Here is a 16,743-nt window from a genome sequence, read left to right as displayed (position 1 = left end):
GCAAAGAGGTACAGGTGATTACCTGTACCTCTGCTTCATTAATAGATTAATCCATTGTACCTATTTGTTTATTCCAATCTCCATCTGATTCACTTTTGCTACCTTGACTAGGGCCTCCTTGCTCAACCCAACCGAACCCTGGCACGAGGACTTTTCCATTTTCGTTTTTGTTACCAGCTTTCGGCTCATCCTGCGGCTTATTGGGCTGAGTTTCCTTCTCCTCATAAGTAGGCGGAGTGTCAGGAGACTGTGGTTTATCTGTTTCTTTGGGCTTAGGCTTTGGCGGCTCTGTCGGTTTTGGCGTTGGTGTCGGATCAGTAAGGGGGACTTCTACTTCTGTAACTTCTTTCTCCGGTTGCAGGACAGGTGGTTCTGAAATACTTAGTTCTGTATTTTGCGAAGCTTCGGGAATTGGACTTGAAGCAGAACCGTCTTTTTCGGGGCTCTGCCCAGGTAATTCCGAGTTTGTGTCGCTCTCAGTAGATGGTTCGGGATCAATATCGGGTATCGTCACAAGAGCAGGATCGGGAGAGGGAGGCATGATCGTTTCAACCTCGGAAAACTGGCCTCCATCGTTGCTGAACGCCCACAAACCAATGGCACCTAAAAGAATAATGCAACTCGTCCATACCCATATTTTACGTTTCACGACGAATCAACTCCTTTTCAGTGAACGAATCGAAAAAGGAAAGGTTATCCTCATTATACTGTATAAATCTGTAAATTCCAACTTGAACAGCGATCTTGTTGATTGCAGTAGAATCTTGCACTTTCAAAATCGTGGTCGATACACAGCCTGAACCTTCAAACTCGCTTTCATGGGAGGCAGATGGCCCCAGCCGAAAGATAGCGGCACGGCAAGCTGTAGCTGTGCCTCGGCGGTAAATTGTTGAATGGAATCGGGTGACGCAGGAGCGAACGGCGTATTTATGATATCGACTTCAAGTCCAGAGATGCTGTACTCGGTGTAGTCAGAGGATTTCCGCACATATCTGCTCCCTTCTTGAACCAGTCCTAAATCCCGGCTAATGCGGTTGTAAATGTCACCTGTTGTCCAAGATTCTTGCCATTGATTGTCGGCTCGAGTATAACCGCCTGAATAACTTTGTCGCAAGCCGTTGTAGACCAGGCTGTAATTTTCTGTTGCCACGGATATAATGGCACTTTGTGTGGCGTTCCTTACCTCTGCTGCGATGATGGACAGCCGGAAATATTCAAATATGCAGCAAGATAGCAGCAGAATTGCCAGCACAATTGTAATCGCAAGCGGATACCCGCTGCCGGAACAATTTTTCCAGAATCGCATCATTTCCAGTACACCTCGGACTTTCCTTTCGCAGTAGCTGAAAGCTCGATGGGAAATGATCCAAAGCTTCCAAAACCGATATCTGCTGTCGTGCGCAGTGTGACTGTTACCTCTTGGTTGATTTGAATTGGGCCGGTTTTGCTCCATGCGATGGTGGGCGACAGCCCGGTTTGCAGTTGCAACTCATTGGCTCGCTGTGTGGTTTCAGGGCCGACTCTGCCAGAAATCTCTGCTTCCCGGGCCAATTCACTCGCGAACGTATCCAGCTTTTGCTGGGCCATAAATACCGGAAAAACTTGAATAGCAAGTCCGATGCAAAGCATGGCTGCGAGCACAATGACGGTAACATCGATATACCCTTCGCCGCGGCGGGAGCGGAGCGCTCGATACAGCATAGAAAGCCTCCTTTCATAAGCAGATTAAAACAACTCACCGATAGCCTTCATAATCTCCATGCCGATAATGACCATGTAAGTAAGCATAAAGCAGGCTAACATTAGGAAGGAATATTTGCGAATTTTGCCGGGGCGCTTCATCGCGATCCGTTTGAGTCGTTGGATCTCGGCCAGCTTGAAATCATGCGCTAGCATTTCAAAATAGACCACACCCTGATCACCGCGCAATACGGCCAACAAGCCACGTACCATATCAGACAGCATCGTGCTGCCGATCCGGGTTTCCAGTCGGAGTAGCGCGGTTTCCAGACTACCGCTTTTCATATCAGCGATCGTCATTTGCAGTTCGTGCTGCAAACTCTCTCTGGCATGGCTCGCATACGTCTCGAGTATCCGCATGACATCGCGTGAGGCCTTCAATTCTTGCGATACGGTTGCGACGAATCGGGGAAGTTCGGATTCGATTTGCTCACGCTTTTTTCGTACCGCTTCATCGGCGGAGCGGTAGTCTTTAAAAAAGAAGGCGATAGCCAGAAAGATCAAGAGCGGGGATAGCAGCGGCAGAAAGGGAAGAAGGGCCATACCGGCACCAAAGATTAGACTTGCTTTCACAATCGCTTGCGTCAGAAACACTTCGGGCGTGAGGGAGATGCCGGCTGAACGAAGCGTAGCCGCTGTTTTTCGTTTGTAGTAGTCACTGAGCTTCAAGTGTTCGGCTAGCCAAGCGGAGAGGTGAAAGAGCAGGACATGCAGGGAGGATGGTTTTCCTTTTCCAATTTTGGCGACCTGCAGAATCGCTTTTGTACTGGCACGGGTGGAGACTTGCAATAGATCGGCTAATAAAAAATAGGCTCCGGCTGCAAAAAACAGACTGAAGCCCACAAGAAGTTCTGTCATGAATCAAATGACACCTCCTTTACCGTTCCCATTCATCTTCAATTTCATCTGGCGAATGCAATGTTTCGTATGGAAAGCCGATTTGTTCCATCACCGGAAGGGAGATGGAATCGTAGTTGGCGGCCCTTTCTGCAACGCTCGGCAGTTTGCCCATTTCAGCCATGGACAGGTAGCCGTTGCCCGCGATGATGATATGATCGAGTACTTGGATGTTTAAGGGCTCGAAAATATCGACCATCCGTCGCGTTAACTGTACGTCTTCGGGAGAAGGGGAGAGGGTGCCGCCCGGATGATTATGCGCAAAGATCACAGCAGAGCAGTCGCAATTCAAGGCAGCTTTTAGGACATCACGGGGGTAGACAGGCGCTTGGTCGATGCCGCCTTCCGAAATCGTTCGGGTCTCGATGATACGATTGCTGTTGTTCAAGAAGGCAACCATAAACCGTTCCCGGTCCCGAACGCCATCGAGAAGCGTGGAAAAATAGTCGCCGGCATGTTGTGGTGAGCGAATACACTGTTTGGCGTTTTCCTCCTCCCACTTGACCACGCGGTAGGCCCGAAGGAACGCATTGAGTTGCTCAATTTTTTGAAATTGTGCAGTGGTCGGCTCCAATACGCGAGGATGTTCCAGTACGTTGATGAGGTTGTTTACCTTGCCGTATTCCTCCAGCTTGTGCAATGGAATGCGGGTTAATTTGTGAATAGAATGGACAAAGTCAGCCACATACTTCTCATTGGTGTGGAGCTGGCTCATATCCGTTTCCCTCCCCAAGTTCCACATACCTTTGTGACAGGATGTCCATCAATGATTGAAGCGCTTGAAGTTTTTCCAAGCTTTCCGTTGACAAGGGCATTCTCTCATCTAACTTTTGGAAAAAGCCGACCACGCCGTACCGATCAAGCAGCTTTTCCAAACTGACACATTCATCCTTATCCGCCTCTATCAACTCTCCCAGCAAGGAAGCGACGTCTTTGTTGTTCATAAAGGGTCCTCCTATCTTCGATAATCAAGCGGCCGCGTCAGCCGAATGACGGCAGCCAAAGATACCAAGATTGCTAGCGCGCACAATGCCAACACAATATGCCCTGGCGTCGTTTGCGTCAGAGCGCGATACCAATCCCGATTTAAGAAATAGAGCAGCGGAATGTTGCCGATCAGCAGCAGAGCCATCGTAATAAACTCTTTAAGTGGTTCATAGAGGGCTGCGTCCAGTTCAGCCGAAACGACGCGCATGTCGGATAGCTTGGCGACAATCGGCATGAGTGTCGTTTTCAGCGCGCGATCCTCCTGACAGGCCATCAATGCGTCGCACCATTCCTGAAAGACACTGTTATGAATGCGACCACGCAGTCTTGTGAGCGCCAGATGAAGATTCGTATGAATCAGTTTGGACTCCGCTAAAAATGCTTGAAACACATCGGATACGGGCGGATTCAGATACGGCAAATTCTCCTCGACCGCCGCTAGAATATTCTCGCTGCGCAGATAAGATGTTGTAATAACGGATAATGCGGTTTCCAATTCGTCATGCAGCCGCTTTTTGTAGAACGTTGCACGAAATAGCACGATCCAAAAAGGCGACATGGCAAACCCGCCTGCAAGGACGGGCAAAAGCCAAATGTTATCCAGCATCAGGGCGAGCAGTGCGCCGCCTATCGCCAGCATCAAGGAAAGGGCGAAAAGGAAACCTGTACGCTGTTCGTGTCCGGTTTGATGTAAGATCGCGGTCGCCTCGACAATGGTGGCGCGCCAGCCTTTCAATTTTTTCGGTCGCTGAACACGAAGAATTTGCTTGGCGATCGGCCGCTTGCGCATCTGCCTCCGTTGCAAGAACTCCGATAAAGCATCCATTAACGAGCGGGGAGTCAGGCTCAGCAATATCAGGCTTCCAGCAGATAAGCCAACAAAGGAAAGCAGGAGCAACACCATCATGTGCTATCGCCCCCTCTTAATTGTTGCAGCATGGATAGCGGCAAGCCATTTTCCAATAGACGTTTCTGCAAACCGGGCGAGATGTCATTTACTTTTTCGTAGTCACCTTCAATACGAATTTGCCCGCAGACTTCCCGTGTAGAGTGGACGGCGAATCGGTATAAAGGAACCACCTCACGCGTTCCGTCAGACTGAATGCGGCATTCGGTGATTTCCATGATGCGACGGACATTATCCTCCAGTTTTTTGACAAACAGAACAATCGGAAATGCTTCAGTAACCAGATTGTACAGTGTTTTATCATTCATTTCGTATTTTTGTGTGCAAAGCGTCACCATTCGGTAATAGGTGGCGAGACAGGAATTGGCGTGGGTTGTAGTAATGACCGTATGTCCGGTACGGGCTGCTTCCTGTGCAGCAAATGCTTCGGCAGATTTCATCTCACCTACACAAATGACATCGGGGTTGGCAGTCAAAGCATACTCTAACAATTTTTCTTGGTCAATGTTTTGACGAGGGTCTTCACTGGATCGTGTCACTGTATGCACCACGTTGTTCAGGACGTGCCCTTCCCCGTCCGTCATCACTAGGTCAAACTCGCGAGTGCCGTTTTCAATCGTAAAGATTCGCTTGTCATAAGGAATCGTTGACAATAGCCAGCTCATAAGGGTCGTCTTGCCGCTGCCGGTCGCACCAGTCACGCAGAGAGAAATACCGTATCGCAGGCATAGGCTGAGAAAGTCCAGCATTTCACCGGTGGCTGTACCGCTGTGGATAAAATCTTCCCGCGCCAGTTTTTGTGGGTTGACGATTCGAATGGAAGCGGCGATGCCCTTGTCCTTATCCGTGATCGGCATGCCGAAAACGGTAATGCGAATATTGTTGGCCAAGTGTCCGCGAACGATGGGCTGCGAGTAGTCGAGAATCATACCGGATTGGTGCAGCAAACGCCTAATGACATTGATCGCGTGTTCAGGGGAAGCAAATTGTTCATCAGCAGGCAGGATAGCGCCATTCGTGTAACTGATTTTCACGTCGTTATAGCCGTTAATGTTGATCTCTTCCACATCACTCGCGAATAAATAGCGTGTCAAAAACGAATACTCGACCATTTCCGAATACAAACGGTCGATTAGCTCATCAAAAGCTAGGCCAGGCACGTGCAGCCGGTGATCGGTCAAGTATTGACTGATATAGGCGATAATCTGCTGTTTCTGTTCTACCTGATGACTACTGAGCAAAGTCGCGTATTTGCTGGAGAGGTAAGCTTGCACCTCTATCAACACTTCACTAAAAGGCTTGGACTGGCTAGAGAAATAGAGTGCGGATTGATTCATTTTCGATCACCTCGCCAATGTTCAAGCTGCTTTCTGAACCATTGAGCGACAGATACTCTGCTCGTAGCTGCCGCGGGACTCTTATGTGACTTCTGTACGTCCTCGGGGATGATCAACCTCATCATGTGGGAGATGCCTTCCTGATAAAGAGTCGCGTCCTTGCCGGGCGGAAGCGGGTCCATGAGTCGTGCTTCGAGGGATTGTTGTTCCAGCGCTGCGACGTGCGGCAGAAGGAATTGGATTCCCCCGACAACTTGGCTATATGCCCGGTTATCTTGTCCCGGCTTGACATTGGACAAAATCGGAATCGTCTCCGCATGCTGAAATCGGGCATCGGACAATAACGGCAAATAGGAGGCGTAAAACATCAGGCTTTTGAGATCGCAGTTGTGAAATCGGAATATTACTTCGGCTAACTCCAGCGCCACGGTCGAAAGCAAATAAGAAGACACATAACTGGCGCAGTCTACCAGCACAACATCGGCAGTATGTCTGGCCAGAGTCAGCAAGTCGACGGCTCGCTCGCGGCTATAGTCAGCATAAGAAAAGACATGATCGCCTTTTTTATAACCGAGAAAGGCGAGATGGGGCGAGCCTTTTAACGTGAGCGAATAGTGGAGAAGGTTTTCCTGGGCAAGCGAAGGCAGGCTGAGCAGCTCACCAAGCGATTTCTGCTCGTTAGCTTGACCAGGTACGATAGCAGCAACGGAAGGGCAGAGGGCGTCGCTGAAAATGACGAGTACATTTTTATGGTGAGCGGCCAGAGCTTGCGCCAATTTGACGGTAGTGATGGTTTTGCCACTGCTCGGACTGCCCCATAGGACGATGAGCGGCTTATTACTCATGAGCAACATCCTCCGGTTGTGATTTGGACGAGAAATACGCTTCTTGTTTATCAAGGAATAACTGTGTTGTTGCCGCATCTCCCCGGTAAACCAATGCCGCATGTAGTTTTCCTTTGCTTTCGATGTCGGTCAGCAATACGGCTTGCTCAGGCCGGACGAGCAAGGTAAGTGTGGAAGGCAGTTCTCTTTCGTTTTGATCGTTTACTGTGGTTTGGGCATCCAGACCACTGCTGGTCGTAACCGACAGCACTTCTACGTATTGCAGTTCCGGGGGCAACGTGGTTGTGCGAAGGTCGCTGTAGTCGGCGGCGAATAAGCTGACAATATCACCAGGTTGAAGCTTGCCGGAAAGGCCCGCTGCGAGGCTTTTGATTGTAACCGACAAGGCTTGTTTCTGTCCGTCCAGACGGGTTAAATAAGCATCAAGGGGAGAGGCTGACAATTTGGAAGGGAGCAGATAATCCCCAGCTTTCAGATCCACCGCGGCATACTGTCCGATCACTTGGTCTTCGGATTTTAGCACGTCAGTGGGCAGATTGTAGGCTCCTACATACACGGTCTCTACATGAGCGGCAGTGATGGCCTCGCCCTTGGCTACCTCTTGAACGATGCGGGCAATCGCGACTTTTTCACTGGCGCTTCGATTCAACAGCGGTGCAATGCCGAGACAAAGGATAAGGGATAAGATTATGCAGCTTACCCCCAAAACGGTACGGTTTTTTAGCCAATTCATGAATTGGAATATCCTCCTTCGTCAATCACAAATAAAGTAATGTAAATGTGAGCAAACCGCCTGCCGTAAGAAAAGGAACGAGCGGGAAGGCGGTTTGCTTGGTTTTTTTAAGCCCATGAGGATAAACGATTCCTATCGCGAAGAGCAAAACGAATGTTAACCCGATAATGCTATGCAGAAGGCCGCCGACTGGGCCCAAAACAAAACCACAGGCTGCCATCAGCTTAATATCGCCGCCGCCGATTTTTCCGTTTGTGGTAACAGCGGCAAGCAGATAAGGCAAGCTGGTAGATACGAGGCCGATAAGAGCCGGAACAAGCTGGAACTGGAGCAAGCCTGAGCCGATTAAGGCGATCGGCACCCAATTGGGGACCTCGCGTGTGCGAATGTCGTGAAAACTAGCAATAAGAAGAAGCGTAGAAAATAACATCCCCTGTATCAGTAAGGCGGTTTCTGCGTGCATCATAGCTTGTATTCCGTCGTAGTCCAAGTGTTTAAACTGCGATAAGGGTAGAACTTCTGAGACTTGGCATAACGAATCATAAACATGATCTGATCCAGTACAGACAAATTATGACGGTCCTTGGTTGTCATCATCACAGAGGCGGACACGCCGATCAGGAAAGTAACCACTGCGAGCGGAACACTGCCGCCCATCAGCCAAAGACATAGGGTGACTACAACAGCAGCAAGTGAGCCAATAGCTGATTGACCAAGCTGACGTTGACCGAAGCCGGGAAACCACTCGGCTTCCGGCTTGACGCCTAAGGGAATGTATAGAGATTGATTTTGATCCATGGTAAAGTAGGAACCTCCTTTTTCTGATTGAAAAGAATTAAGAACAAGGGATAGAGGGTAAGGAAAGGGGAAGGTACAGGCCTTTGCTTCGATATACATTTGTGGTATATTGAAGAGCTCAGCATTTTCATATCAAATATGAAAGAAAGCGGGTGGAGTAATTGACATCGTATCATGATCATTCAAATATGGCATCCACCAGTGAGGAAAGGCTTCAGAAAGCAACGGTTGGTGAATTGAAGCCCCACAACACAACCATTACTCTCCAGGATTATGATCCGCAATGGCCTAAACTTTTCGAGCAAGAGGCCGAACGAATTTGTTCAATACTTGGAAACAAGGTTCTGCAATTGGAGCATGTTGGATCTACTTCGGTGCCAGGATTATGTGCCAAGCCAATCATCGATATGCTGCTGGTAGTAGAGAATTCTGCTGACGAAACGGCCTACGTTCCTGACTTGGAGGAAGAGGGGTACACGCTACACATACGGGAACCCGATTGGTTTGAACACCGTCTATTCCAAGGTCCCGATACAGCAATTAATCTTCACGTATTTAGCCAGGGGGCGTCCGAAATCGACCGAATGTTGCTTTTCCGCAATTGGCTCAAAGCGAACGACTCCGACCGGGACGTGTATGCACAAGTGAAGCGTAGCTTGGCACGACATCAATGGCGTCACGTGCAAGATTATGCAGATGCAAAAGATTCAATTGTAAAGGAAATTATGGAGAGAGCGAATGCGGTTAAGTGAAACGATTAAGATTTGCAGGGGCTCATAGATGCAGGTTCCGCTTTCCCCTGTGATAGGGAGGGAAACCTCTGTTACTGGTAGTAATACTGAATAATGTCTTTCACTTGCCAGATGCTTTCTGCGAGCACATAAAACAATACGACATTGCGCGTGCGCTTTTTGTATTTGGTTGCTTCATCGTCGGCTCCTGAAAGGCGCACCATGCAATAGATGAAACGGAAAACGCAGCCCAAGCGAATGAGTACGATAATCGCCTGGGCCAGTTCCTCTAGCGTAATCATTTCTTCACCCGGCCTTTATGAGCTTTCGGGCCATGCCGACTAGCCTTACGCTCTGGTAGACGTTGTTCACGACACCGCCGCCCCCACCGGTTGTAATCAGGAAGTCAGACAGGAATCGAGGCGTCCGAATCGCTACCACCATGCAAGCCATACCCCAAAAAATATGGTCTTGCAACATCAGGCCAACGCCCAATTTGGCTAGTGCGATTTGAATGACGACGGCCAGCATCGATTGCATGAATTTCTGCGCATAGGCGCGAAAGATGCCTCGATCATTATCCAGCAGCCCTGCGCAAGCAAGTGGAATACCGACCCGCAAAATAAACATCTCCAGCCCGCGCATCAGAAATTGGAAATAAAGAATGAAGAAGCAGACAACAAAGATTAGACCGAAAATGGCCGTCACGAGTCCCAGTGAACTGATGCTGTCCACCCAATACTGCCAGTTATAATCGGTGGATTGGCCAATGACGACCAGCAGCCGGTCGGTTAATTCCTCTACGATCTGACCGAGCCACGTGTAGATGGTGGGAAAGCAGATGGCGACGGCCATGGCCCGGAAAAAGTTGGTGAGCAAAAACAGCGGTTCCTCATCCGGATCGCCGTCCGTCCAAAGGACATAAATTTCAAATCCTTTTTTCAAAAACTTCAAGATCATAAGCGCGACGCCAAAGCTGAATAGGATATCATACAAACTCTCAGCAAGATCCACACCGGTGGAAAGCGTCATGTAACGCTCTGCATAAAGAGAGATGGGGATGATGTCTTTCAACAACGTATCCATGTAGATGAGCGCGCCATTTAGAATGGCGACAATGAGTAACAATAGAATTTTATCCACCGATTCCTCCTTTCCGGGAAAGCGGCGGTAACGCCGCTTCCGCTCCAGGCAGGGCTTATCCCCTGTAATTGAACATTTCCTGAATTCGTTGTTTCAGCGTCGGTAAAATGGTATCACCAAAGAGCATATACAGACCGGCCAAGACGAGCGCCCCAATGACAACAGCCATAAGAATCTTGACCGCCGTATCCACGAAACCTTCTCCGCGGCGGTTACTTACCGCTTTCTTTGCTTTGATTACCGGACGAATGAATTTCTTTTGCAGCCATTGTTTCATAAAAAGTAGCCTCCTAAATGGATATTGGAAATGAAATAGCCTGCCGATATCAGCAGGCTGGTCTTACTTGTAATAACCGATAATGACGTTGAGCAAGGCTGAACCAAGCACTGCGCCGATACAAGACACAACCGCGACGATAATACGGTTGTTCCACTTTTTGGTGTCCATTTCGTCAGCAGCCGATCGGCGAATAAAGAAATAAATAATGAGCAGTCCGGTTACAACGGGAGCCAGTATCATCAGCCATGTGGTGGCGTCTCCGATCAGTTTCTCCGTCCCTTTGGCTAATTTACTATCCTGAATGCTGTTTGCAGAAACGGAAGACGTTAAGCAAAGGAAACCAAAGAGGGCGCCCGCTGCCACTGAAGAAAAGCGGATCAAAACTTCTACTCTTCGGAAGAAAAAGGCGGAAATCCGTTTTGCGCGGCTGCCGCGCGTTGCTGTTCGGCTAATTGCCTTGCGATGTCCTTCTGGTAATACACCCATATGTTCCACAGTTTCACCTCCTTTCGGGTGTCAGTTCGGATGGGCCTTCGCTTTTCCCGTTCTTCTCGTACTCGGCGATTATGCTCCTTGTCGCCAAGTCCCATCATGCGATTGAACGCCCAAGCACTTAAATCGGGAGCGAACATCATCGCCGGATGACTGCGGGAGAGGACGAGTTGATAAGGACGGGAGATGCGGCGCACTTCATCTATGGTTAGCAACTTGCGCTCCAACAGATTGAGACTATGGGATGTGCTTGGCGTCGTATACTTTCCGTGGGAGGCGGACAACTGATAGCTGGAGGTGGTGTAGGTTCCGAGTTTCTCGCTGACTTCACGTAGCGTTTCCAAGTCGTCTGCCTGCAAATAAATCCACGTTTGGCAGTTCGATTTGATCGTACTCGCCACATGATCGTCGTATTTTTCCTTTAGCTGTTCGAAACTCTGCACAAACAGATTGAAGCGCATCCCGCGTCCGCCGCCGACCGTCAATTTGTTCGTAAAATCGGCAATCGGCGTAAAGTTTCCAAACTCGTCGAGCAGAAAGTTGACACGCCGCTTGAGCCGTCCGCCGCGTTTGTCGGCCTCAGCTGTCAATAGCTCGTATAGCTGAGAAATCATCAGGGAGGCAACCGGATAGAAGGTCGTCTTTTCGTCCGGCAAAATAATAAAAAGCGCCTGTTTCTTCTCGCCAAGGTCGGCCAAAGAAAAGTCGCTTTTATGGGTAATCGCATAGATAGACTTAGACGTAAACAATCGCAGTGTCGTGAGCGCCGAGGTAAAGAAGCTGCCTTTAGTACGCGATGGGGCAATGTCGGAAATGCTGAGCAGTGCACGGGCCGGATGCTGCTGTGGCAACCGCTTGATGTACTCCTGCATCGGTGTTTTGTTGCCCGTAGGCTTGTTCATTTCGGCGAGGAACCAGTATACGTTCGTCATATTCTGATATTCCGGCCGCTTGATATTGTCCCAAATGACGCTCAGGATGGAGGCAGCGATAACGGACATTTCGCCGTTCGTCCAAATTTTTTCGCCCTGCGCTTTGCCGACCAGCACATTCGTCATGTCCCAGGCTAACATTTCGGCTTGTTCCTGATCTCCTCTCAGGGTGGCATCAATAACCGGTTGGAGCAGATTATAATGGTGGCTTTTTTCCGGGTGACGAAAATCCAGCGTGAGTACCTCATAACCGAGCTTTTCCAGGAAGGGAGCGCTGTAGTGGAATAACTCTGCTTTTGGATCGGAGATGACCAGCGATTCACCCGCAAGCGCCAATAGGCCAATGGATTGCAGGACGACCGAGCGGGATTTACCGCTGCGTGTAGCGCCGATACAAAGCGTATGGACATCATCGCCTATATAATAGAGCCGTTCCTTTCCACGTTGCTGATTCAGCCCCAGCACAATGCCGCCCGTTATTAGAGGTAACGATGAATTAAGTTTCGGAATAGTTTTCGGATGAAACAGCTTCATCTTCCGTGACCTCCTGTTTAGACGAGTGCAAAAATTGCAGATCGTCATAGCCCGAATGAATCAGATGCCGGATAAGCGGATGGCGAAGATCAAGTGTGTAATGATCAAAAGCGTGGGACCATTCTTCTTCTCCCAACCAGCGGGCCGATCCGTGCTGATGCTGTCCAGTAGGAACCGGCGTCTCAATACCGGGAGCGACCTGCCGTAATTTGCTTTGATAAGGCTGACTGTTCATGAAAAAGAACAGCACGGCAAGCACCAGGACAATGCTTTGCAGGCATACGAATAGGAGAAGATGCCCGCGATGGATAAGCAGACTGCCGAGACAGGAGGCAAGGGAAGGAAGGGCAAGCCGGGAAGTTTCTCCAGACAGCAGGGAATGAAAGGCGGTGCTGATAAAGAGATTGCATACGCCTCCCAGCACGGCGATGAGGCCAGAAAGCCAGGCTTTTTGTTTCGTCTTCAAAGTTCGAGTTCTCCTGTAGGTTCAAAAAAATCGTCCGGCTCCCTGGCCTGAAGCGGCGCGGCTATTTTGTCCGTCTCGTAGGTAACCTGTATATGCCGATGGCTCGGTTCTTCTTCGGCGGCAGCGGCCTCATCCAGTTGGATTTGCAGAAAGAGTGATTTGGGTGCAGCGCAATCATGGATGTGGCTCCATTCATCCGTATGCAGGTTGTGCATCGCCACGTAAGCCGGATAGTCTTCACATAACGTATGCGACAAACTGTCGTCACTGATAATTTGTTCGGCAATAGCGGGGTGTGATGCGGATAATTCGTAGATCGGGATCGCGCAGGCATCCAGCGGGTAGTAGAGGTAATCGCCATATCCAGGGGCTAACTGTTGAGCAGACTCAGACAAACAATGTTCGGCAATCGTTTGATGCACAGCTAATTGCCATTCCCCGCGACTTTCCAGCATATATAGCCCGTTATGAAGGAAGCGATTACCAGTGATCTCGCCCCAAGGCGTTGCACTCGGTGCAGAAAACTCTCCAAAGTATTCTGGTGCGAAAAACTTACCTTCTTCGGCAAGTTGCTCGGGGCTGCCGCAGTGTTCCTTAAATTCAGGGTCGGTTATGGCATCCTGTTGCAGCAATTCGTAAGCGGGAATGACGCTCTTCACATCGTCAAAATAGATGTGATCGCCATGAACTTCTCCGGCTTGCAACGCTTGTTCACTAAGCGCCTCTTTGGCGTAATCGGCATCTAGTACCACACCGCTGTTTTTCTCAGCGATAATGCCGTAGATGTGCAAGCCGATTTCGATGCAGGTTAAAATGTTGCCCCATATGGAGCTTTCCGGCTTGGACATGTGAGCGACCTCCTTTATCGTTCGTCGGCGACCTCCAGTGCTTCCGGATTGCCGTCGTAATCATGGGCAAATTCTTGCTCGTAATCGAGGTGGATTTCCCGATCTTTTAGCGCGGGCAACAGGTCTTCCAGCTTATCAATCAGGATCTGTACCTGCTCAAACTGCACGACTGTTTTGTCATTCGGCGTGATGAGGAATTTGACCATTTCATCGTGAATAAGCAGTAATTCAGCTTCATTGAACAATTTTCGTTCATCGACTAACCCGCTGCGGCACGCAAAGTTCTCCAACGCTTCTTCTTTGTTGTAGAAGTATTGGCGCTGTACAGGGGTCCCGTTGTCCGGGGACAGTCGATAAGTGGAAAAGACGTATTCGAACAGCGGATGATGCTTACACGCCAGCACGACATCGCCGTACTCGCACAACTTATAGACACCGTTGGCAATTTTGGCATCTTTGTCTGTGTACGGTTTTTCGGTGCAGATGCCAAGCTGCAACGCCGTTTTGCGGGCCAAGTCTTGAATCCCGCTCATTAGTCGGTCAGGAACCGTGACAAAGGGATTTTTTTCGAGGCTGTCCATACGAGTGAAAAAGGCAATGAGCTGGTCTTTCCAATAAAAATCAGCCAAATAGTCGGTGGAGGTAGAGCGGTGAACTTCGATTCCCTGCTCGACAAGCGCAGCAAAAAAGGCTTTGTAAAATTCGCTTTTGCTTTTCAAGGGATTCCCCACCTTTCAGATGGTCGGTAAAGTAATCATTAGCTTTCTTGATCTGCTTCCGCATCAGGTTCCAACAGCCGATCAGTGATTCTATCTGTTTGCTCCTTGCTGGGCATCTTTGGACGTGATTTCGAGAGAGGTTGAGAGTGTTCTTTTTGCTTTTTGTTTGAGGGCGGCCGGCGTGGGGACTGGCGCATTAGTTGTTCATAGGGGCGAAGTTTTCCATCTGTAAAGAACATCGAATAGCTCCTTTCGATTTGAATCATCCACAGTTTATACACATGTTGTACACAGGTTTTCCACAAAAAAGAGTGGCAGAATCATCTTTCCATGCCGCGGTCTTTGTGCCGTAGCAACCATTCTTTTTTGGCTTGCTTGGACAGTTCACCACCCATTACGTTAAGTTTGTCATCGACATCCAATCGGATACGCATCGCAAGATTCTCCATCATGTTCAGCAGTTCCAACAGTAGCTGCTCAGCGAGTGCATGTTGCCGATCTGCTTGCCGTATGGCAGTTGCCGACTCCATCTCCATTTTGATCATGGTACGTAGTGTGGAAAGGATGCGGTTTGCAATCCGCTTTTCTGCCTCCGCTTGATAGTTGCCGCGCTGTTTCTCCAAACGATCCGGATCGGACGTATAGAGACGGGCAAGCTCCAGCTTGGCCTGTACATAATCCTCGACCAATTGCGCCAGATAGCGATTGTCATTGAGTAGTTCTTGCACCAGCTCGTCGAGATGTATTTTGGTTTCCTGTGGCAGTAGTTGATAGGCGAGCCTGCCGGTGGGAGGGAGAAAGCGACGGAGTTCAAACAATCGATTTGCCAAATGCTTGGTGGAAGACGATTCGATGAGATGATGTTTGGGGAATCGAATCAAGAAGTCTTCGTCTTCATGTTCGAAGCGATGCTGGAAAGTGCGGAATGCTTTTGGATTCAATCGTTTCAGGTAATCCTCAAATTCATCAACAAGGCGGTCCGTTAGTTCCGTGATACCGGATTTCGCCTCGTCGCGTAGCGCACAAAATTGCTTGATTTTATATGCAAAAGTGTCTTTGATGAGCTGCTTGCGAATGCGATTAGGGATTTCAGGATGGGTGAAGTTTTTGGTGATCGTTTGCGATTTGTCCCAAAATACAATGTGGAGATGTGGATGATCGTGCTCATTATGAAAGGCGGCGGCCCAGCATAGGTTTTCAATCTTGATTTGGTTTTGGGCAGCCAAGGTGGCGATATGTTGTTCGACATACTGCTGCCAATCGTTGAAATCCGTTAAACCAAGTTCAAGCGCGGTCGCGGTCTGAAAGGAAATGACACTGCGGTACATATTTTTGCCTTCTCGGGAGATTTGTCGGGCAATCCGGGCGACTTCCTGCCAGGAATCAAAGGCTTGTAGTGTACCAGGCTTCAACTTTCCAAACAACCCATGATTCTTGTTCGGATGCCTGACTGCACCGGGACGAGTAGCGATATACCCGATGTGCACATAGTTGCTAACGGCCGTGTTAGGATGATTGGGATGAAAGAAGCGCTGCTTATAAATCAGTGCCGACATCGGATTGTCCTCGACGCAAGCGCTCCAAGTTTTGCTCAAAAGCATCGCCAGAGAGGAACAGCTTTTCTGCATCGGTCAGCTTCATTTTGGTATACTCGACCGCCAGTTGTCGTGCTTTCCGTTCGATTTCCCGAAAGGTCGTGTAACGGTGGGTATCAATGAGGTCGGCAATGATGGCAATCGTGGAATAATACGCCGCGGCGGACATGATCAAGTCTTTGCTGGCAAGCCCGGCCAGACGATTGCTGAGGCCGTTAATCGCAATGCCAATCTCTTGACGAATGATGGCGGTAATGAAGTCGATCTCCTGGGTGTAGGCTTCGATGGACATTCCTTTCTGAATGAATGCTCGCACCACATCCGCCATACTTAGATGTTTAGAGGCAGCGTATTTCTTGAGCGAGTCAACCTGTGATTTGGGCAACTTGACGGTAATTTGCTGAGTGGATTCTTTTCGAGCCAATGGCATCTCCTTCCTTGCGAGGATTTGAACGTGACATTCGATTGTCGGGGGAAACCCCTGAAAAATGTCGGTGAAAGCTCTGCTTTCACGCGGTTTTCCGGCAAAATGACATTTTGCTATTCCTGCCTTTACACCTTCCCCCAAGAGGCGGGCCTCTTGGGGGAAGGGACGGCAGTTCTTTGATCCAGTGAGAAAAAAAGAAAGGGGACATTTTTTATCATTCCTTTCGAACAGTGGAGCTAACAAACCAGCCACATCCCTGAATGAGGAATGCAGCTGGTTTTGCGGTTAGTGATGTTGTTACTATTTAGAAGGATAAAATTGCTTACATCACG

At 49.2% G+C, this 16,743-nt stretch carries 24 protein-coding genes; 1 reads left to right on the top strand and 23 read right to left on the bottom strand.

The genetic code is table 11. From position 1 onward, the window contains the following. Positions 1 to 46: 46 nt before the first annotated feature. The 12 genes from DMN77_RS09425 to DMN77_RS09370 all read right to left on the bottom strand — a co-directional run bounded on the left by DMN77_RS09425 (position 47) and on the right by DMN77_RS09370 (position 8,244). On the bottom strand, positions 47 to 649 hold the full coding sequence (locus DMN77_RS09425; RefSeq protein ID WP_179014589.1) for a DUF6550 family protein: 603 nt from the start codon (positions 647 to 649) through the stop codon (positions 47 to 49). A 123-nt stretch (positions 650 to 772) separates the two neighbouring features. Further along, positions 773 to 1,309 carry a hypothetical protein gene (locus tag DMN77_RS09420; RefSeq protein ID WP_179014588.1) on the bottom strand — a complete coding sequence of 179 codons (537 nt, stop codon included), beginning with the start codon at positions 1,307 to 1,309 and terminating at the stop codon, positions 773 to 775. Next, positions 1,306 to 1,701 (bottom strand): DUF4320 family protein, encoded by a 396-nt coding sequence (locus DMN77_RS09415; protein WP_256872309.1) that lies wholly within the window; start codon positions 1,699 to 1,701, stop codon positions 1,306 to 1,308. The genes DMN77_RS09420 and DMN77_RS09415 overlap by 4 nt, the downstream gene beginning before the upstream one ends. Before the next feature lie 24 nt (positions 1,702 to 1,725). Further along, complete coding sequence (locus DMN77_RS09410; protein WP_179014586.1) at positions 1,726 to 2,598, bottom strand: secretion protein F; 873 nt, start codon at positions 2,596 to 2,598, stop codon at positions 1,726 to 1,728. Positions 2,599 to 2,617: 19 nt separating this feature from the next. Then, positions 2,618 to 3,352 (bottom strand): JAB domain-containing protein, encoded by a 735-nt coding sequence (locus tag DMN77_RS09405; protein ID WP_179014584.1) that lies wholly within the window; start codon positions 3,350 to 3,352, stop codon positions 2,618 to 2,620. Beyond that, positions 3,330 to 3,581, bottom strand: coding sequence for a hypothetical protein (locus DMN77_RS09400; protein ID WP_179014583.1), 252 nt, complete (start codon positions 3,579 to 3,581; stop codon positions 3,330 to 3,332). The genes DMN77_RS09405 and DMN77_RS09400 overlap by 23 nt, the downstream gene beginning before the upstream one ends. A gap of 11 nt (positions 3,582 to 3,592) precedes the next feature. Next, entirely contained in the window at positions 3,593 to 4,531 is a 939-nt protein-coding gene (locus tag DMN77_RS09395) for a hypothetical protein (RefSeq protein WP_179014581.1), read from the bottom strand. After that, positions 4,528 to 5,868: a CpaF/VirB11 family protein gene (locus DMN77_RS09390; protein ID WP_179014580.1), complete on the bottom strand. Its 1,341-nt coding sequence runs from the start codon at positions 5,866 to 5,868 to the stop codon at positions 4,528 to 4,530. The genes DMN77_RS09395 and DMN77_RS09390 overlap by 4 nt, the downstream gene beginning before the upstream one ends. Beyond that, a complete protein-coding gene (locus DMN77_RS09385; protein ID WP_179014578.1) occupies positions 5,865 to 6,713 on the bottom strand; it encodes a ParA family protein in 849 nt (282 codons plus the stop codon). The genes DMN77_RS09390 and DMN77_RS09385 overlap by 4 nt, the downstream gene beginning before the upstream one ends. Next, entirely contained in the window at positions 6,706 to 7,446 is a 741-nt protein-coding gene (gene cpaB, locus DMN77_RS09380; protein WP_179014576.1) for a Flp pilus assembly protein CpaB, read from the bottom strand. Before cpaB ends, DMN77_RS09385 begins: the two co-directional genes overlap by 8 nt. A 25-nt stretch (positions 7,447 to 7,471) precedes the next feature. Continuing rightward, on the bottom strand, positions 7,472 to 7,912 hold the full coding sequence (locus tag DMN77_RS09375; protein ID WP_218652906.1) for a prepilin peptidase: 441 nt from the start codon (positions 7,910 to 7,912) through the stop codon (positions 7,472 to 7,474). Beyond that, positions 7,909 to 8,244 (bottom strand): hypothetical protein, encoded by a 336-nt coding sequence (locus tag DMN77_RS09370; protein WP_179014575.1) that lies wholly within the window; start codon positions 8,242 to 8,244, stop codon positions 7,909 to 7,911. Before DMN77_RS09370 ends, DMN77_RS09375 begins: the two co-directional genes overlap by 4 nt. Before the next feature lie 188 nt (positions 8,245 to 8,432). On the opposite strand from DMN77_RS09370, the gene DMN77_RS09365 reads away from it, so the two are divergent. Then, on the top strand, positions 8,433 to 8,996 hold the full coding sequence (locus DMN77_RS09365) for a GrpB family protein (protein ID WP_179014681.1): 564 nt from the start codon (positions 8,433 to 8,435) through the stop codon (positions 8,994 to 8,996). 71 nt (positions 8,997 to 9,067) lie between these two features. Here the strand turns inward: DMN77_RS09365 and DMN77_RS09360 are convergent, their stop codons facing one another. The 11 genes from DMN77_RS09360 to DMN77_RS09310 form a co-directional block, all read right to left on the bottom strand. Continuing rightward, positions 9,068 to 9,277 (bottom strand): mercury transporter, encoded by a 210-nt coding sequence (locus DMN77_RS09360; protein ID WP_179014573.1) that lies wholly within the window; start codon positions 9,275 to 9,277, stop codon positions 9,068 to 9,070. Positions 9,278 to 9,281: 4 nt separating this feature from the next. Beyond that, positions 9,282 to 10,103, bottom strand: coding sequence for a conjugal transfer protein TrbL family protein (locus tag DMN77_RS09355; RefSeq protein ID WP_256872307.1), 822 nt, complete (start codon positions 10,101 to 10,103; stop codon positions 9,282 to 9,284). 70 nt (positions 10,104 to 10,173) lie between these two features. After that, on the bottom strand, positions 10,174 to 10,395 hold the full coding sequence (locus DMN77_RS09350; RefSeq protein WP_179014570.1) for a DUF6133 family protein: 222 nt from the start codon (positions 10,393 to 10,395) through the stop codon (positions 10,174 to 10,176). Between the two features lie 63 nt (positions 10,396 to 10,458). Further along, a complete protein-coding gene (locus DMN77_RS09345; RefSeq protein ID WP_212978232.1) occupies positions 10,459 to 10,779 on the bottom strand; it encodes an Mbov_0395 family pilin-like conjugal transfer protein in 321 nt (106 codons plus the stop codon). Positions 10,780 to 10,784: 5 nt separating this feature from the next. After that, complete coding sequence (locus DMN77_RS09340; RefSeq protein WP_179014569.1) at positions 10,785 to 12,356, bottom strand: VirD4-like conjugal transfer protein, CD1115 family; 1,572 nt, start codon at positions 12,354 to 12,356, stop codon at positions 10,785 to 10,787. Then, a complete protein-coding gene (locus tag DMN77_RS09335) occupies positions 12,319 to 12,822 on the bottom strand; it encodes a TRAG family protein (RefSeq protein WP_179014567.1) in 504 nt (167 codons plus the stop codon). The genes DMN77_RS09340 and DMN77_RS09335 overlap by 38 nt, the downstream gene beginning before the upstream one ends. Continuing rightward, on the bottom strand, positions 12,819 to 13,670 hold the full coding sequence (locus tag DMN77_RS09330) for a hypothetical protein (protein ID WP_179014566.1): 852 nt from the start codon (positions 13,668 to 13,670) through the stop codon (positions 12,819 to 12,821). Before DMN77_RS09330 ends, DMN77_RS09335 begins: the two co-directional genes overlap by 4 nt. Positions 13,671 to 13,684: 14 nt before the next feature. Next, a complete protein-coding gene (locus DMN77_RS09325) occupies positions 13,685 to 14,389 on the bottom strand; it encodes a hypothetical protein (RefSeq protein WP_179014564.1) in 705 nt (234 codons plus the stop codon). 38 nt (positions 14,390 to 14,427) lie between these two features. Further along, the gene (locus DMN77_RS09320) at positions 14,428 to 14,628 is read right to left on the bottom strand and encodes a hypothetical protein (RefSeq protein WP_179014562.1); all 201 of its coding nucleotides are present in this window, start codon (positions 14,626 to 14,628) and stop codon (positions 14,428 to 14,430) included. A gap of 81 nt (positions 14,629 to 14,709) precedes the next feature. Continuing rightward, positions 14,710 to 15,945 (bottom strand): MobP3 family relaxase, encoded by a 1,236-nt coding sequence (mobP3, locus tag DMN77_RS09315; RefSeq protein WP_179014560.1) that lies wholly within the window; start codon positions 15,943 to 15,945, stop codon positions 14,710 to 14,712. Then, complete coding sequence (locus DMN77_RS09310; protein WP_179014558.1) at positions 15,926 to 16,552, bottom strand: hypothetical protein; 627 nt, start codon at positions 16,550 to 16,552, stop codon at positions 15,926 to 15,928. Before DMN77_RS09310 ends, mobP3 begins: the two co-directional genes overlap by 20 nt. Positions 16,553 to 16,743: the final 191 nt, after the last annotated feature.

Origin of the sequence: Paenibacillus sp. 79R4 (assembly GCF_013393165.1) — a bacterium.
Classification (GTDB): Bacteria; Bacillota; Bacilli; order Paenibacillales; family Paenibacillaceae; genus Fontibacillus.
The sequence above is the reverse complement of the archived record's forward strand: the minus strand, read 5'-3'. Positions and strand labels throughout refer to the sequence as shown.

Coding starts and splice junctions, on each gene's coding strand:
- DMN77_RS09365 (WP_179014681.1), top strand. CDS start 8,433: ATGGCATCCACCAGTGAGGAAAGGCTTCAGAAAGCAACGGTTGGTGAA.
- DMN77_RS09350 (WP_179014570.1), bottom strand. CDS start 10,395: ATGAAACAATGGCTGCAAAAGAAATTCATTCGTCCGGTAATCAAAGCA.
- DMN77_RS09390 (WP_179014580.1), bottom strand. CDS start 5,868: ATGAATCAATCCGCACTCTATTTCTCTAGCCAGTCCAAGCCTTTTAGT.
- cpaB (WP_179014576.1), bottom strand. CDS start 7,446: ATGAATTGGCTAAAAAACCGTACCGTTTTGGGGGTAAGCTGCATAATC.
- DMN77_RS09330 (WP_179014566.1), bottom strand. CDS start 13,670: ATGTCCAAGCCGGAAAGCTCCATATGGGGCAACATTTTAACCTGCATC.
- DMN77_RS09320 (WP_179014562.1), bottom strand. CDS start 14,628: ATGTTCTTTACAGATGGAAAACTTCGCCCCTATGAACAACTAATGCGC.
- mobP3 (WP_179014560.1), bottom strand. CDS start 15,945: ATGTCGGCACTGATTTATAAGCAGCGCTTCTTTCATCCCAATCATCCT.
- DMN77_RS09385 (WP_179014578.1), bottom strand. CDS start 6,713: ATGAGTAATAAGCCGCTCATCGTCCTATGGGGCAGTCCGAGCAGTGGC.
- DMN77_RS09415 (WP_256872309.1), bottom strand. CDS start 1,701: ATGCTGTATCGAGCGCTCCGCTCCCGCCGCGGCGAAGGGTATATCGAT.
- DMN77_RS09360 (WP_179014573.1), bottom strand. CDS start 9,277: ATGATTACGCTAGAGGAACTGGCCCAGGCGATTATCGTACTCATTCGC.
- DMN77_RS09420 (WP_179014588.1), bottom strand. CDS start 1,309: ATGATGCGATTCTGGAAAAATTGTTCCGGCAGCGGGTATCCGCTTGCG.
- DMN77_RS09395 (WP_179014581.1), bottom strand. CDS start 4,531: ATGATGGTGTTGCTCCTGCTTTCCTTTGTTGGCTTATCTGCTGGAAGC.
- DMN77_RS09410 (WP_179014586.1), bottom strand. CDS start 2,598: ATGACAGAACTTCTTGTGGGCTTCAGTCTGTTTTTTGCAGCCGGAGCC.
- DMN77_RS09405 (WP_179014584.1), bottom strand. CDS start 3,352: ATGAGCCAGCTCCACACCAATGAGAAGTATGTGGCTGACTTTGTCCAT.
- DMN77_RS09370 (WP_179014575.1), bottom strand. CDS start 8,244: ATGGATCAAAATCAATCTCTATACATTCCCTTAGGCGTCAAGCCGGAA.
- DMN77_RS09400 (WP_179014583.1), bottom strand. CDS start 3,581: ATGAACAACAAAGACGTCGCTTCCTTGCTGGGAGAGTTGATAGAGGCG.
- DMN77_RS09340 (WP_179014569.1), bottom strand. CDS start 12,356: ATGAAGCTGTTTCATCCGAAAACTATTCCGAAACTTAATTCATCGTTA.
- DMN77_RS09375 (WP_218652906.1), bottom strand. CDS start 7,912: ATGATGCACGCAGAAACCGCCTTACTGATACAGGGGATGTTATTTTCT.